General features: G+C 70.7%; 14 protein-coding genes. 8 read left to right on the forward strand and 6 right to left on the reverse strand.

Going from position 1 to position 13,987, the window contains the following annotated elements:
- Positions 1-85: 85 nt before the first annotated feature.
- The 4 genes from AC1DWR_RS13480 (at position 86) to clpX (ending at position 3,610) form a co-directional block, all read left to right on the forward strand.
- Complete coding sequence (locus tag AC1DWR_RS13480; protein ID WP_477612449.1) at positions 86-721, forward strand: ATP-dependent Clp protease proteolytic subunit; 636 nt, start codon at positions 86-88, stop codon at positions 719-721.
- Between the two features lie 11 nt (positions 722-732).
- On the forward strand, positions 733-1,410 hold the full coding sequence (locus AC1DWR_RS13485; protein WP_477612450.1) for an ATP-dependent Clp protease proteolytic subunit: 678 nt from the start codon (positions 733-735) through the stop codon (positions 1,408-1,410).
- 42 nt (positions 1,411-1,452) lie between these two features.
- Complete coding sequence (locus AC1DWR_RS13490) at positions 1,453-2,139, forward strand: hypothetical protein (protein ID WP_477624647.1); 687 nt, start codon at positions 1,453-1,455, stop codon at positions 2,137-2,139.
- 196 nt (positions 2,140-2,335) lie between these two features.
- Complete coding sequence (clpX, locus tag AC1DWR_RS13495) at positions 2,336-3,610, forward strand: ATP-dependent Clp protease ATP-binding subunit ClpX (protein ID WP_477612452.1); 1,275 nt, start codon at positions 2,336-2,338, stop codon at positions 3,608-3,610.
- 108 nt (positions 3,611-3,718) lie between these two features.
- Here the strand turns inward: clpX and AC1DWR_RS13500 are convergent, their stop codons facing one another.
- From AC1DWR_RS13500 to AC1DWR_RS13520, 5 genes are read right to left on the reverse strand one after another with little or no spacing between them, the layout of a single operon-like run.
- Positions 3,719-4,240 carry a hypothetical protein gene (locus AC1DWR_RS13500; protein WP_477612453.1) on the reverse strand — a complete coding sequence of 174 codons (522 nt, stop codon included), beginning with the start codon at positions 4,238-4,240 and terminating at the stop codon, positions 3,719-3,721.
- On the reverse strand, positions 4,240-5,619 hold the full coding sequence (locus AC1DWR_RS13505) for a DUF58 domain-containing protein (protein ID WP_477624648.1): 1,380 nt from the start codon (positions 5,617-5,619) through the stop codon (positions 4,240-4,242). The genes AC1DWR_RS13500 and AC1DWR_RS13505 overlap by 1 nt, the downstream gene beginning before the upstream one ends.
- On the reverse strand, positions 5,616-6,599 hold the full coding sequence (locus AC1DWR_RS13510; protein WP_477613403.1) for an AAA family ATPase: 984 nt from the start codon (positions 6,597-6,599) through the stop codon (positions 5,616-5,618). Before AC1DWR_RS13510 ends, AC1DWR_RS13505 begins: the two co-directional genes overlap by 4 nt.
- A 6-nt stretch (positions 6,600-6,605) precedes the next feature.
- Positions 6,606-7,103 carry a hypothetical protein gene (locus AC1DWR_RS13515; protein WP_477612455.1) on the reverse strand — a complete coding sequence of 166 codons (498 nt, stop codon included), beginning with the start codon at positions 7,101-7,103 and terminating at the stop codon, positions 6,606-6,608.
- Between the two features lie 17 nt (positions 7,104-7,120).
- The gene (locus AC1DWR_RS13520) at positions 7,121-7,849 is read right to left on the reverse strand and encodes a DUF4129 domain-containing protein (RefSeq protein ID WP_477612456.1); all 729 of its coding nucleotides are present in this window, start codon (positions 7,847-7,849) and stop codon (positions 7,121-7,123) included.
- Between the two features lie 212 nt (positions 7,850-8,061).
- On the opposite strand from AC1DWR_RS13520, the gene AC1DWR_RS13525 reads away from it, so the two are divergent.
- From AC1DWR_RS13525 to AC1DWR_RS13535, 3 genes are all read left to right on the forward strand, one after another.
- A complete protein-coding gene (locus AC1DWR_RS13525) occupies positions 8,062-9,069 on the forward strand; it encodes a sigma-70 family RNA polymerase sigma factor (RefSeq protein WP_477612457.1) in 1,008 nt (335 codons plus the stop codon).
- On the forward strand, positions 9,066-9,689 hold the full coding sequence (locus AC1DWR_RS13530; protein ID WP_477612458.1) for a TIGR03086 family metal-binding protein: 624 nt from the start codon (positions 9,066-9,068) through the stop codon (positions 9,687-9,689). Before AC1DWR_RS13525 ends, AC1DWR_RS13530 begins: the two co-directional genes overlap by 4 nt.
- Positions 9,690-9,809: 120 nt before the next feature.
- On the forward strand, positions 9,810-10,511 hold the full coding sequence (locus tag AC1DWR_RS13535) for a hypothetical protein (RefSeq protein WP_477612459.1): 702 nt from the start codon (positions 9,810-9,812) through the stop codon (positions 10,509-10,511).
- On the opposite strand, the gene valS is transcribed toward AC1DWR_RS13535, so the two are convergent.
- A complete protein-coding gene (gene valS / locus AC1DWR_RS13540) occupies positions 10,442-13,063 on the reverse strand; it encodes a valine--tRNA ligase (RefSeq protein ID WP_477612460.1) in 2,622 nt (873 codons plus the stop codon). The two genes, AC1DWR_RS13535 and valS, sit on opposite strands and share 70 nt — an antisense overlap.
- A 142-nt stretch (positions 13,064-13,205) precedes the next feature.
- Between valS and AC1DWR_RS13545 the strand changes: the two genes are divergently transcribed.
- Positions 13,206-13,949, forward strand: coding sequence for a lysophospholipid acyltransferase family protein (locus AC1DWR_RS13545; protein ID WP_477624649.1), 744 nt, complete (start codon positions 13,206-13,208; stop codon positions 13,947-13,949).
- Positions 13,950-13,987: the final 38 nt, after the last annotated feature.

The raw sequence follows: 13,987 nt of genomic DNA on the forward strand, positions 1-13,987 counted from the left end.
GGCGAACATGGAGCGGATCGGGGACTTCTGCCCACCACGACCGCGTTAGGGTCACTGACAGGCAAGGACCTCAAGTGATGGAGACATGGTGAACGAGATTGTCGCCGCGGGCGAGGGCCCGCAGGGTGGTCTGGACGACCACATCTACAACCGTCTGCTCAAGGAGCGGATCATCTTCCTCGGCTCCGACGTGCGCGACGACAACGCGAACGCGATCTGCGCGCAGCTGCTGCTGCTCGCAGCGGAGGACCCGGGCAAGGACATCTGGCTCTACATCAACAGCCCCGGCGGCTCCATCTCCGCGGGCATGGCGATCTACGACACGATGAAGTGGATCCCCAACGACGTGGCCACGGTCGCGATGGGCATGGCCGCCTCGATGGGGCAGTTCCTGCTCTCCGCCGGCACCCACGGCAAGCGCTACGCCACGCCGCACGCCCGCGTGATGATGCACCAGCCGTCCGGTGGCATCGGGGGCACCGCCTCCGACATCAAGATCCAGGCCGAGCAGATGCTCTACGTCAAGCGCCAGATGGCCGAGCTGATCGCCGAGCACACCGGTCAGACCAAGGAACAGATCGAGAAGGACTCCGACCGCGACCGCTGGTTCAGCGCCGAGGAGGCCAAGGAGTACGGCTTCGTCGACCACGTGTTCAGCAGTGCCGCCCAGGCCGGTGGCCGTGGCGGCAGCGACGACAACCCGGTCACCCGGGACAAGTGAGGGATCGACACATGAACGCCAACATCAACCCCTCCATGCACGGCGGACGCCAGGGCGGTCTGCAGGTGCCCGGACCGTCGAGCCGCTACATCCTGCCGTCCTTCGAGGAGCGCACCTCCTACGGCATGAAGCGGCTGGACCCCTACACCAAGCTCTTCGAGGACCGCATCATCTTCCTCGGCGTGCAGGTCGACGACGCGTCCGCGGACGACGTCATCGCCCAGCTGATCGTCCTGGAGTCCCAGGACCCCGACCGCGACATCCTGATGTACATCAACAGCCCCGGTGGCTCGTTCACCGCGATGGCCGCGATCTACGACACGATGCAGTACATCCGTCCCGACGTGCAGACGTTCGTCATCGGACAGGCCGCCTCGGCCGCCGCGGTGCTCCTGTCGGCCGGCGCCAAGGGCAAGCGGTTCGCCCTGCCCAACGCGCGGATCCTCATCCACCAGCCGGCCCTCGAGGGCGGCATGGGTGGCCAGGCCTCCGACATCGAGATCCAGGCCAACGAGGTGCTCCGCATGCGCACCTGGCTCGAGGAGACGTGGGCCAAGCACTCCGGGCGCACGGTGGAGCAGGTCCGCAACGACATCGAGCGCGACAAGATCCTGTCTGCCGAGGAAGCCAAGGAGTACGGCCTCATCGACGAGGTCCTCGCGTCCCGCAAGGGCACCCTCGAGGGCTGACCCTCACCGGGGGCCTTCGTCCCCGACCGCGCACCATCCGGTATGCCGCCCGCTCACCTCGAGCGGGCGGCATACCGGCGTGTGGGCGTCTCGGAACGGCACACTGGTGGGGTGCGTCCGACCGCCATGAAGCGTGCGCTGCTCGTCGTCCCGCTGATGTTCGCCGCCCTGCTGGTGCTGCCGTCGGCTCCCGCGTGGGCGTGCTCGTGCGCCTCCGCGACACCGGTGCAGTGGGTGGATCGGTCCGACGTCGTGCTGCGGGGCACCCTCGAGGACGTGGACAAGCCGTCGGGGCCGGCAGTGCTGCAGCCGAGCGATCCCAGCGTGACGTACCGGTTCGCCGTCTCGGAGGTGTTTCGCGGTGAGGCCATGGAGACGACCTACGTGAGCTCCAGTGCCTCTGGGGCGTCGTGCGGACTGGAGGGCCTGCAGCCGGGGCGTGAGTACGTGGTCTTCGCCCAGACCCGCGGCGACACGCTCTGGGCCGGCCTGTGCGGCGGAACAGCCAGGGCGGCCAGCGGGCTGGTCGCGGACGTGCGGGAGGTCACCGGCCCGGGCCACGAAGCCGTGYGACCCGGTCTCGTCGACGAGGCAGCGCGGCCCCCTGGCGCCGTCTCGGCAGCCCCCGAGGGTGCCTGGCTGGTGCCCCTGGTCGGCGGTGGCGTGCTCGCCCTGGTGCTCGTCGGTGCGCTGGTCGTGGTGCTGCGCCGGGGTCGCCGACGCGCCTGAGAGGGCGGCCGATCGGCCTGGCGGCGCCTTGTCCGCCCTCAGCGGACAAGGGCGACGAACACCCGACTCGGCGGTTTCAATGGAGCGAAGGCGGTACTTCGCGCTGTAGCGTCGGAGCGTTGCCCGTCCGAAGGGGAGGGGTGCACCGTCAGGCACATTCGTCAGACAGCTCGTCAGACAGACCGGAGGACTTCGCGTGGCACGCATGGGAGAAAGCGGCGACCTGTTGAAGTGCTCGTTCTGCGGCAAGAGCCAGAAGCAGGTCAAGAAGCTCATCGCCGGTCCGGGCGTCTACATCTGCGACGAGTGCATCGACCTGTGCAACGAGATCATCGAGGAGGAGCTCGCCGAGTCCTCCGAGCTGGGCCTCGACGAGCTGCCCAAGCCGCGCGAGATCTTCGAGTTCCTCGAGAACTACGTGGTCGGCCAGGACGTGGCCAAGCGGTCCCTGGCTGTCGCGGTCTACAACCACTACAAGCGGATCCAGGCTGGCGAGGCGGGCGGCAAGAAGGACGCCGAGTCGGTCGACATCGCCAAGTCCAACATCCTGCTCATCGGCCCCACGGGGTGTGGCAAGACCTACCTCGCGCAGACGCTGGCCAAGATGCTCAACGTCCCGTTCGCCATCGCGGACGCGACCGCCCTGACCGAGGCCGGCTATGTCGGCGAGGACGTCGAGAACATCCTCCTCAAGCTCATCCAGGCCGCGGACTACGACGTCAAGAAGGCCGAGACGGGCATCATCTACATCGACGAGGTCGACAAGATCGCCCGCAAGAGCGAGAACCCGTCCATCACCCGCGACGTCTCCGGCGAGGGCGTGCAGCAGGCCCTCCTGAAGATCCTCGAGGGCACGACTGCGTCGGTCCCGCCGCAGGGCGGTCGCAAGCACCCCCACCAGGAGTTCATCCAGATCGACACGACCAACGTGCTGTTCATCGTGGGTGGCGCGTTCGCCGGTCTCGAGAAGCTCATCGAGTCGCGCAACGGCAAGAAGGGTCTGGGCTTCGGCTCCGAGCTGCACAACCCCAAGGACCTGGCCGACTCGATCCACGAGGTGATGCCCGAGGACCTGATGAAGTTCGGGCTCATCCCCGAGTTCATCGGCCGCCTCCCGGTCATCACCACGGTCAGTCCGCTGGACCAGGAGTCGCTCGTGACGATCCTGTCCAAGCCGCGCAACGCGCTGGTCAAGCAGTACAAGAAGATGTTCGAGATCGACAACGTCGAGCTCGAGTTCACCGACGACGCCCTCGAGGCCATCGCCGATCAGGCCCTCAAGCGCGGCACTGGTGCCCGCGGCCTGCGCGCGATCATGGAGGAGGTGCTCATGCCGGTGATGTTCGACGTCCCGAGCGACGAGGGCATCTCCCGCGTCGTCGTCAGCCGCGAGGTCGTCCTCGACAACGTGCTGCCGACGATCGTTCGGCGCGACGAGGAACCCAAGCGCACCCGCAAGCGCTCCGCCTGACACCCTGGCCGCGGCGTCGCCCGACGACGTGATGCTCGCCGGTGGTCACCAACCGCCCGTTCGGGGGGTCTGGTGACGTGCAGGTGGCAACAGGTCGGGTGAGACCGGTCAGTGGTGGGGGCTGTCGTCGCGGCTCAGCAGCCAGACGCTGAAGGTGAGCAGCGCCACGGCTGCGATCGCGGCATACGTGAGCGACACCTCGCCCTTCACCCCCTGCTGGCCGGACAGCATCGCCACCGCCCAGAAGGGGACCGTCGCGGCCGCGACCACGGCGCCGCGACGGGCCCACCGCCGCAGGCTGAGCCGCGGGACGGGCACGGCCCCCGGCAGGCTGGCGGCGAGGCTCGCGGTGAGGTGCAGGACCAGGCCCGCCCAGGCCGCGGCGAGAAGGGTCGCCCAGGCAGTCGTGCTGCCCGGGACGGGTACGGCGGCGAGCCAGTGCAGGGCGTGGCCACCGAGCAGGACCGTCACGAGCCCGGAGTCCGGCTCGACCGCCGCGTAGACGGTGAGCGCGACGAGGACCACCGCGGCCACGATGATCGGGTGCGGCGAGGCCGCCAGGGTCAGCCCGAGGAGGGCCAGCGAGGCGCTGACGAGCACCCCACGGAGCACGAGCTGGGAACGCGACATCAGCGACTCACCACCCGGGGCGCCCGGGAGCGGCGGCCGAGGTCGCGCAGCACGAGGTCGAGGGTCCCGGGGCCTGCCCAGGGGACGATCGGCACACCGGTCTGACGGGCCCGGCTCATCTCGTGGCTGCGTTCGAGGAGGCGAAGCCGCCACGCCAGCCGGGTCTCGGTGGGCTGGTCGGCGGCGGCTGGGGACAGCTGGGCCAGCGAGGCCTCGGGGATGTCCGGTCGGGCGAGGTCGGCCGGCAGAGTGTCGACGGTGACCACCGAGATCCCACGCCGCGACAGAGAGACGGCGTGGGCCAGGATCGCGGGGGAGATGGCGGGGGTGAGGATGACCGCGAGGGTCCCGGCCGACACGTGGTGGCGAAGCTGCGAGCGCAACCTCTTCTCGTCGCTCACCGTGCTGTCGGCGACCCGGACCCAGGCAAGGACGTCGAGCAGGCGGCGCAGGTGGTGGCTCCCGGCGGCAGCCTTGACGTGCGGCAGGTCCTTGGCGCCCAGCACGAGCAGCCCGACCCGGTCCCCGGTCCGCAGGTAGTGCTCGGCGATGGCCCCGGCTGCGCGAACGGCGTTGTCCAGGCTGCTGCTCGACCCGCCGACTCCTTCGCTGCGGCCGATGTCGTTCATGGCGTCGACGAGCAGCAGGATCTCGCTGTCCTGGTCGGCGTGGGTCGCGGTGACGTGCAGCTCCCCGGTGCGCACCGACACCGGCCAGTGCACGCGGCGCAGCCGGTCCCCGAAGCGGAACGGGCGGATCTGGTCGAGCTCGCCGCCGTCACCCGGGTGGTGCGAGCGGTTCTGCCCGACGAGGCCATCAGGCCGTGGGACGGGCACGCGGGCCGTGAACGTGTCGGGCAGTGGCACCGTCGGGATCGCCGGGAGGGAGACGGCCTCGGGCTCCCACCGGAAGGCGCCGAACGCCCCGCTCACGGCCACGGTCGCCGGTCCCAGCGGACGATGGCCCCAGCGAGTGCTCTGGCAGACGACTTCGAGGGACTTCGGTGCAGCGGTGTCGGCGCCGAACGCCGTTGCAGCGGCACGGAATCCGGGGCTGAACGTCGTGTGGGGCGTCGGCAGCAGGACCAGGCCTGCCTCCTCGACGCCGGGGCCGGGCGCGATGGTGGCGACCCACTTGGTGGCCTGGCCCTCGCGCAGCAACGGATGGGCCACGGCCGCGTGCGCTGCGGGCGACCCCGCCGGTCGGACCGCGGTCGCCCACAGCCCCACGAGGAGCAACGGGGTCCCGAGCACGAGGGCGTCGGGGCGGCGCAGCACGACGCCCGCGCCGACGAGCAGCAGCCCGAGGAACAGGGCCCGGATGTGTGCCGACGTCACCCGCCAGCGCGCTTCCAGCCGGCGTCCGGGTACCGCCGTCACGGACGCTCGAAACCGGTCCGCGGGCCGGCTGCGGTGGCGGTGGGCGTGGGCACCGAGGTGAGCACGCTGTCGACGACGCTGGCGGCGGACACGTCGTTCATCCACAGCTCGGGGCGCACGGTGACGCGGTGGTCGAGGCAGGCGTGGGCCACGGCTTTGACGTCCTCGGGGGTGACGTAGTCGCGGCCGCGCAGCACGGCATACGCCCGGGAGGTCAGGAGCAGCGCGAGCGAGGCGCGCGGGGAGGCGCCCATGAGGAGGTTCTGGTGGGTGCGCGTGGCGGCGACCAGCCGCACGCAGTACTGACCGACGCCCTCGTCGACGGTGACCGTCTCGACCGCCTGCTGCATCTCGATCAGCCCGGGCCCGTCGGTGACGGCGCCGACTTCCTGCGCCTCCTGCTGGCGCGCCATCCGTCGCTGCAGCACCTCCCACTCGTCGGCCGCGTTGGGGTAGCCGAAGCTCACCCTCAACAGGAACCGGTCGAGCTGCGCCTCCGGCAGCGGATAGGTGCCTTCGTACTCGACGGGGTTCGCCGTGGCGAGCACGTGGAACGGCTTCGGGAGCGCGAACGTCTCGCCCTCGACCGTCACCTGCCCCTCCTGCATGGCCTCGAGCAGGGCCGACTGGGTCTTCGGCGGCGTGCGGTTGATCTCGTCGGCGAGGAGCAGCCCGGTGAACAGGGGTCCCTTGCGGAAGGAGAAGTCGTGGGTGCGCTGGTCATAGAGGAACGACCCGGTCAGGTCGCTGGGGAGCAGGTCCGGGGTGAACTGGGCGCGTGCGAAGTCCAGTCCCAGTGCCTGCGCGAAGGACCTCGCCGCGAGGGTCTTGCCCAGCCCGGGGAAGTCCTCCATGAGCACGTGACCACCGGCCAGGATGCCGGACAGGACGATCTCCAGGCTCTGCCGCTTGCCGACGACAGCGCGTTCGACCTCGGCGAGGATGGCGGTCGCGCGGGACGCGACCTGGTCGAGGGTCAGGGTCACTTAGAGCTCCTCCAGAGTGGTGATGAACGCCGCGAGCTGGGCGGCGGTGACGCGAGTGGTCGGGCTCCCGGCGAGGTATGCCGTGAGCTGGGGTCCCAGCGCGACGGTGGCGTCGGCGGTGGTGTCGTCAGGCGTCGTGCCCTGGGCGAAGGTCAGGCCGCGGCGGTCCCGCAGTCTTTCCACGGCGAGGCCGCTCAGGGCGGCATGGAGCCGGGCGGCGGAGGCCGAGTCGCCCGAACCGGCTTCACGGATGTCGACAGCCAGGCGGCTGATCCGCGAGTCGGCGCCGCGGGGCGGAGCTGACTCCGTGAACGTGTTGTCCCAGTCCGTCGACTGCCGGGACTGCCACAGCCACTGGGCGAGCACGGCGAGGGCCGCGAGCATGGCCAGCGCGGCAAGGAGCATCCCCGCGTTGCCGAGGACGGGGACCGACACCGCGAGGGCGCCCACGGCCACAGAGACGCCGAGGACCACGAGAATCAGCTGGGCAGGTGCCAAGCCGGAGAGGCGGCGGATCACCGTGCGGCCGCCCCGGCTCGGCCAGCCCTGGCCTGCGCGAGCTGGGCGACGGTCCGCTGGAGCTCGGCCTGCACCTGCACGAGGGCCACGCGCGCCGTCGTGCGCTGCTCCTCGGTGATCGGGTGACGGGAGAACCGAGCCTCGCGGTAGAGCGCGGCCAGGGTGTCCAACGGTGCCCGGTCGACCCGGTACGAGCGCAGCACCGTGCTCACGAGCTCGGCCGACGTGCGCGAGTCGTCGTCCCTCACGCCGGCGCTGCGGACGGCGTCCTCGAGCGACACCCAGGCGGCGATCACGGCGTTGGCGGGGGTGCCCCGGGCGAGGAGCTCCACGCCCTCGCGGGCGCCCTCGAGCAGGACCTCGGGGAGGACGTCGACCGTGCCCTGCGGAGCGGCGGCATCGGCGCGCGTCGCCCAGCGGTCGCGCAGCGCCCGTCCGATGGCCACCAGCACCACGATCACGACCACCGCGAGCACCAGCTTCATCGCGAAGCCGACCAGGCTGACCAGCAAGGGGTCGCTCGTCCGGACCGGTGCGGCCTTCAGGCCCTGGTTGGTGGCCGAGGCGATGGGGCCGGGTCCGTACTCCTCGCCCGGAGCCTTGGAGTCGGGGCCGGAGAAATCCTGCCGCGCGAAGACTCCGACCGGTCCGGCCGCGGACACCCAGGCGGCGAGCAACAGCGTTGCCAGCGTCCCCACGCCCAGGCCCAGTCCACGTCGCGTCACGGTCATCGACCTTAGGGATCTGGGCCCGCTGTGGCGAGCGAATCGCCCCAATCCGTGCACAGTTCGTTACGCAGCGATGAGTTCTGCACTCCCGCAGGGTCTGTCCTCATGTGGCACCGGTGTGCCTAGGCTGGACCAGCTGGTCGGAGGACTGCTGGCTGGGCGGACCAGCTCCTCGGAGGGCTGTGGACGGGACGACGAAAGGGGACCTGATGACCGAGGTGCGCGAGCGGCCTGACGTGGAGGACTTCCCCGAGGCCACCGACGGCTTCAGGCGAGAGCTGACGGCCCACTGCTACCGCATGACGGGGTCGATCCACGACGCAGAGGACCTCGTCCAGGAGACCTACCTGCGGGCGTGGCGGGCCTATGCCGCGTTCGAGGGGCGCTCGTCCGTGCGGACGTGGCTCTACCGCATCGCCACCAACGTCTGCCTCACCGCCCTCGAGGGCAAGGACCGCCGGCCGCTCCCCGCTGGGCTGGGGACGCCGTCGAGCAGTGCCGGCGACCAGCTGGTGGAGTCCACCGAGGTGTCCTGGCTGGAGCCAGCCCCGGACCCCCTGGTAGCGGGGGAGACGTCCGACCCGGCCGCCATCGTCGCGCAGCGCGAGAGCATCCGGTTGGCCTTCGTCGCGGCCCTCCAGCACCTGCCGGCCCGCCAGCGCGCCGTTCTCATCCTGCGCGACGTCCTGCGCTGGAAGGCCTCGGAAGTCGCCGAGGCGCTCGAGACGAGTGAGGCCGCGGTCAACAGTGCGCTGCAGCGCGCCCACGCCCAGCTCGCAAAGGCTCGCGTCACGCAGGACGACGTGCAGCCCGAGCTCGACCCGCAACAGCAGGAGATGTTGGACCGCTACGTGAAGGCGTTCTGGGACAAGGACATCACCGCCATCGTCGGGATGCTCACCCGCGACGCAGTGTGGGAGATGCCGCCGTTCACGGGCTGGTACCTCGGGGCAGAGAACATCGGCCGGCTCATCGACACGCAGTGCCCCGGTGGTGAGCACGACATGCCCATGGTCGCGACGAGCGCCAACGGCCAGCCGGCGTTCGGTCTCTACATGCGTCAGCGCGACGGGTCGTTCGCCCCGTTCCACCTCCAGGTGCTCACGCTCGACCGCACAGGCAAGGTCAGTCACGTCGCGGCGTTCTTCGACGCGGCGCTGTTCGACACGTTCGGGTTGCCCGCCTCGCTATCGGCCGGCTACACCGGTCCCTCGTGAGGCCGCAGGTGCCCGCCGCGACCGGTCACAGCCGGCCGCCCAGCGCAGTGGAGCTGCTCGAACGGGCCATCGCGTACACCCGTGCCAGCCTGGTCCTGGTGACCGAAGCCGACCTCGACCGCGCGACGCCCTGTCACGGGTGGTTGCTGCGAGACCTGCTCGGCCACATGGACGACTCGCTCGAGGCGATGGCAGCCGCGGCCCAGGCCACCTCGCTCAGCCTGGTGCCCTCCGTGCCACCGACCGAGGGCGCCGACCTCCTCGACAGCATCTGCATCCGGGCTCGGGGACTGCTCGGCCACTGGCAGCCGGTGCGTGGCGGCGCGGCGGACGCCGACATCGACGTGGCCGAGCTCAGCCTGCCCCGTGAGCTGCTCGGGGCGGTCGGCGCCCTCGAGATCGCCCTCCACGGATGGGACGTCGCCGAAGCGATCGCCCAGCCCAGGGCCATCCCCCCGGAGCTCGCCATGGACCTGTGGCCGGTGGCTCGCGACCACATCACGGCCGCCGACCGCCCTTTCCGCTTCGGTTCGCCGGTCGAGGTGTCGGACTGGGCGACGCCCGCGACGCGCCTGCTGGCCCACGCTGGCCGGTCCGCGCGGTGGTGCACACCGGTCTGAGCCTCGCCCCCGCCGGCACCTCGCCGGCAGCCCGCCGGCAGCCCGCCGGCGCCCGTGCTGGCGCCCCTGCCGCGAGCCGGACCGGTAGAAGTTTGCGGCCCCACCCGCGAGGATGGGGCCATGTCCTCGGGGTTCCGGTTGCGCAGCGGTGACATCGGCCCCATCCAGCAGAGTCCGGTGACCTGTGGGTCGGCCTGCCTCACCGTCGCCCGGATGCTCGTCAACCCGGCCTTCGCACGCTGGATCACCACGGGTGAGGGCCCGCGCGGTGACGCACCCGCGGGAGCGACCGAACAGGAGCGGTTCGCGGCATACGAGCGCGTCGTCATGCGGCGCACCAACCGCCTGTATGCCGGGGGACGACGACTCAACCTGCCGTGGCCGCGCGCACTGGGCACGCCACCCTGGGGCGCCCGCAAGGAGCTCGAGTTCGGTGCCTCCCGCCGGGGCACGGACTACGAGCTGCGACCGGTGCGGCAGCTCACGCGGGGGGGACTCCGGGAGGCCCATGCCCGGCTGGTCGAGGTCGTGGCCGACGGCGAGCCCGCTCTGCTCTACATCGGCAACGGCCTGCTGCCGCGACACGTCACCCTCGTCCTGCCGGGTGACGGTGACCGCGTCCTGGATGTCTACGACCCGGCGACCGGTCAGGTGACCCTGCTCGACGAGGGACGCTTCGCCAGCCGTGAGCTGCGGATCGCGGGCTGGGATGTTCCGTGGATCACGGTGCAGCCCAACGGAACTCGTCGAGCTCAGGCCTTCGGCTTCTCCACCGGGATCAGTTCGGCGTCGCGCACCTCGGGCATCTCCGCCTCCGCGTAGTCGACAGTGCCGGTGATTCGGCCCGCCGCGCGCAGGTCGGCCTCGGCAAGCCGCACCCGCTCCGCCCACTCGGCAGAGCCGGCCAGCACGATCGAGGCCACCTCGGCACGCATGCCGACCTTGGCCTCCGACTTGGCCTTGCGCACGCCCGCCAGGGCCTCGCCCACGGCCGTCAGGACGTCCGTGTCGCCGCCGGCTCCCGCCGCCGTGTCCGCGGTCGTCGGCCAAGGGGCACGGTGGACCGAGCCCTCGTGCCACCACGACCACACCTCTTCGGTCACGTAGGGCAGCATCGGCGCGAAGAGGCGCAGCAGCACGTCGAGGGCGATGCGCAGGGCGGCCCTGGCTGACGCGGCCTCGGCCTCGCCCTGGCCGCCGTATGCGCGGTCCTTGACCAGCTCGAGGTAGTCGTCGCAGAAGGTCCAGAAGAACGTCTCGCTCACCTCGAGCGAGCGCGTGTGGTCCCAGCCCTCGAACCCTGCGGTCGCCTTCGAGACGACGTCACCGAGCTGGGCGAGCATGGCGCGGTCGAGCGGGTTGGTGACGGCCGTCTCAAGCTCCCCGTCAACCTCCCCGAAGGAGAGGGCGAACTTCGTGGCGTTGAGGATCTTGATCGCCAGGCGACGACCGACCTTCATCTGCCCGGTGTCGTAGGCCGCGTCGGCGCCCAGGCGCCCACTCGCCGCCCAGTAGCGCACGGCGTCGGCGCTGTGCTCCTTCACGACGTCCTCTGGGGTGACGACGTTGCCCTTGGACTTGCTCATCTTCTTGCGGTCGGGGTCGAGGATCCACCCTGACAGGGCGGCGTTGCGCCACGGGACCGAGCCGAACTCGAAGTGCGACCGGACGACGGTCGAGAACAGCCAGGTCCGGATGATGTCGTGCCCCTGGGGGCGGACGTCCATCGGGAACACGCCCGCGAACAGCTCGGGGTCGTCGCGCCAGCGACCGGCGATCTGCGGAGTCAGCGACGACGTCGCCCACGTGTCCATGATGTCGGGATCGCCGACGAAGCCGCCGGCCTGACCGCGCTGTGACTCGTCGTAGCCTTCGGGAGCCTGGGCCGCGGGATCCACCGGCAGCTGGTCCTCCGCCGGCACGAGCTGCTTGTCGAAGACCGGCTCGCCGTTGTCGTCGAGCGGGTACCAGACCGGGATCGGCACACCGAAGAATCGCTGGCGCGAGATCAGCCAGTCGCCGTTCAGGCCGCTCACCCAGTTCTCGTATCGGGCCTGCATGAACGCCGGGTGGAACGAGACCTGGCGACCGCGCTCGATCATCTCGGCGTTGAGCTCCGCGTCGCGCCCGCCGTTGCGGATGTACCACTGCCGGGACGTGACGATCTCGAGCGGCTTCTCGCCGCGCTCGTAGAAGTTGGCCTTGCGCTGGGTGGGCTTCGGCTCCCCATCGAGGTCACCGGACTCGCGCAGGGCAGCCACGATCGCCTCGCGTGCGCTGAAGGTGGTCTTCGTCGCGACGTGCTCGGAGAACAGCTGCTCGCCCGGACCGCCGACCAGCCACTCCGGCACCTCGGCCTGGATCCGGCCCGAGCGGGTGATGACGGACCTCGTCGGCAGCTGCAGCTCACGCCACCACAGCACGTCGGTGAGGTCGCCGAACGTGCAGCACATCGCGATGCCGGCGCCCTTGTCGGGCTCGGCGCCCGGGTGGGCGACCACGGGGATCTCGACCCCGAACAGCGGTGAGCGGACCGTCGAGCCGAACAGGCCGGCATACCGCTCGTCGTCGGGGTGGGCGATCAGGGCCACGGCGGACGGGATCAGCTCGGGCCGGGTCGTCTCGATGTAGATCGGACCGTCCTCGCCGTGGAAGGCGACGCGGTGGTAGGCGCCGGGATAGTCACGCGCCTCCAGCTCGGCCTGGGCGACTGCGGTCTGGAAGGTGACGTCCCACAGCCCTGGCGCCTCGGACTGGTATGCCTCGCCGCGCGCGAGGTTGCGCAGGAACGCCTGCTGCGCAGTGGCTCGCGAGTGGTCGTCGATGGTGCGGTAGCTGATGTCCCAGTCGAGGCTGAAGCCCATCCTCCGGAACAGCGACTCGAAGGCCTTCTCGTCCTCGACCGTCAGCTCGTCGCAGAGCTCGATGAAGTTCTGCCGCGAGATCGGCAGGGTGTCGGCTGCCTTGAGGCTCTTGGCGTCACCGCGGTGCGGCGGCTCGAAGTCCGGGGCGTAGGGCAGCGAGGCGTCGCCGCGCACGCCGTAGTAGTTCTGCACTCGCTTCTCGGTGGGCAGCCCGTTGTCGTCCCAGCCGATCGGGTAGAACACCTCGAGGCCCTGCATCCGCTTGTAGCGCGCCATGCAGTCGGTGTGGGTGTAGGAGAACACGTGCCCCATGTGCAGGCTGCCGCTCGCGGTCGGGGGCGGGGTGTCGATCGAGAAGACCGCCTCGCGACCCTTCCCGAGTGCTGCAACCCGGTCGAACGCGTAGGTGCCCTGGTCCCGCCATACCTGCGCCCACTTGTCCTCGAGCCCGTCGATCGAGGGCTTGTCGGGGATCGTGGCGGCGCCGGACGTGGTGGGTGCATCGGTCATGGCGTGAATCTTCCCATCCCCCCGCGCTGGGTGACGAACTGGTTGCGGGTATGCCGCGTCCGGGCCCGCGTCAGGGCCCACGTCCGCCTGCCCGGCCCGCTCCGCGCGCCCTGCGGATCTGCTGCACCCCTAGGGTGGCCCCATGGAGCCCGTCTACACCCCCGTCATCGGGTTGGCCCGCGCGTTGTTCGCCGCCCAGGGCCTCAAGATCACCCTGAAGGGCACTGAGCACCTGCCGAGGCACGGGGGAGCGGTGATGGCGATCAACCACACCGGGTACTTCGACTTCACGTATGCCGGGCTGGCGGGTGTCGACGTCGGGCGCTACGTGCGCTTCATGGCCAAGAAGTCGATCTGGTCCAACCCGGTGGCCGGGCCGTTGATGCGGGGGATGAAGCACATCCCGGTCGACCGCGAGGCCGGTCTGGGGTCGTTCGACGCCGCGCGCGACGCGCTGCGCGCCGGCGAGATCATCGGGGTGTTCCCCGAGGCAACCATCTCTCGGTCCTTCGAGCTCAAGGCGTTCAAGTCCGGCACCGTGCGCCTCGCGCAGGAGGCCGGGGTCCCCGTGCTGCCGACCACGATCTGGGGTTCGCAGCGAGTCTGGACCAAGGGGCAGCCCCGTCGGATGGGCCGGCACGGCATCCCGCTGCTCATCACGGTCGGCCCTCCCATCGAGGTCGGCGCCGACGAGAACGCCGTGGCCGCCACTGCACGGGTGAGGGCAGCCATGGACGCCCAGCTGCGCGCGGACCAGGCGGTCTATCCGGCGTGGCCGGACTCCGAGCGACACCTGCTGCCGGCACGCCTGGGCGGCACCGCGCCGACCCCCGAGGAAGCGGACGCCATGGACGTTGCCGACCGCCGCCGCCGTCGCACGACCTGACCGTCGTTGCGGCGCCGGATGACGGTCGGCGCCCGTGC

Source organism: Pedococcus sp. P2_E2, from assembly GCF_056403955.1.

Excerpts from the sequence above, each read along its gene's own strand:
- AC1DWR_RS13480 (WP_477612449.1), top strand. The coding sequence starts at position 86 with ATGGTGAACGAGATTGTCGCCGCGGGCGAGGGCCCGCAGGGTGGTCTG.
- AC1DWR_RS13485 (WP_477612450.1), top strand. The coding sequence starts at position 733 with ATGAACGCCAACATCAACCCCTCCATGCACGGCGGACGCCAGGGCGGT.
- AC1DWR_RS13500 (WP_477612453.1), bottom strand. The coding sequence starts at position 4,240 with ATGTCGCGTTCCCAGCTCGTGCTCCGTGGGGTGCTCGTCAGCGCCTCG.
- AC1DWR_RS13525 (WP_477612457.1), top strand. The coding sequence starts at position 8,062 with ATGACCGAGGTGCGCGAGCGGCCTGACGTGGAGGACTTCCCCGAGGCC.
- AC1DWR_RS13535 (WP_477612459.1), top strand. The coding sequence starts at position 9,810 with ATGTCCTCGGGGTTCCGGTTGCGCAGCGGTGACATCGGCCCCATCCAG.
- valS (WP_477612460.1), bottom strand. The coding sequence starts at position 13,063 with ATGACCGATGCACCCACCACGTCCGGCGCCGCCACGATCCCCGACAAG.
- AC1DWR_RS13545 (WP_477624649.1), top strand. The coding sequence starts at position 13,206 with ATGGAGCCCGTCTACACCCCCGTCATCGGGTTGGCCCGCGCGTTGTTC.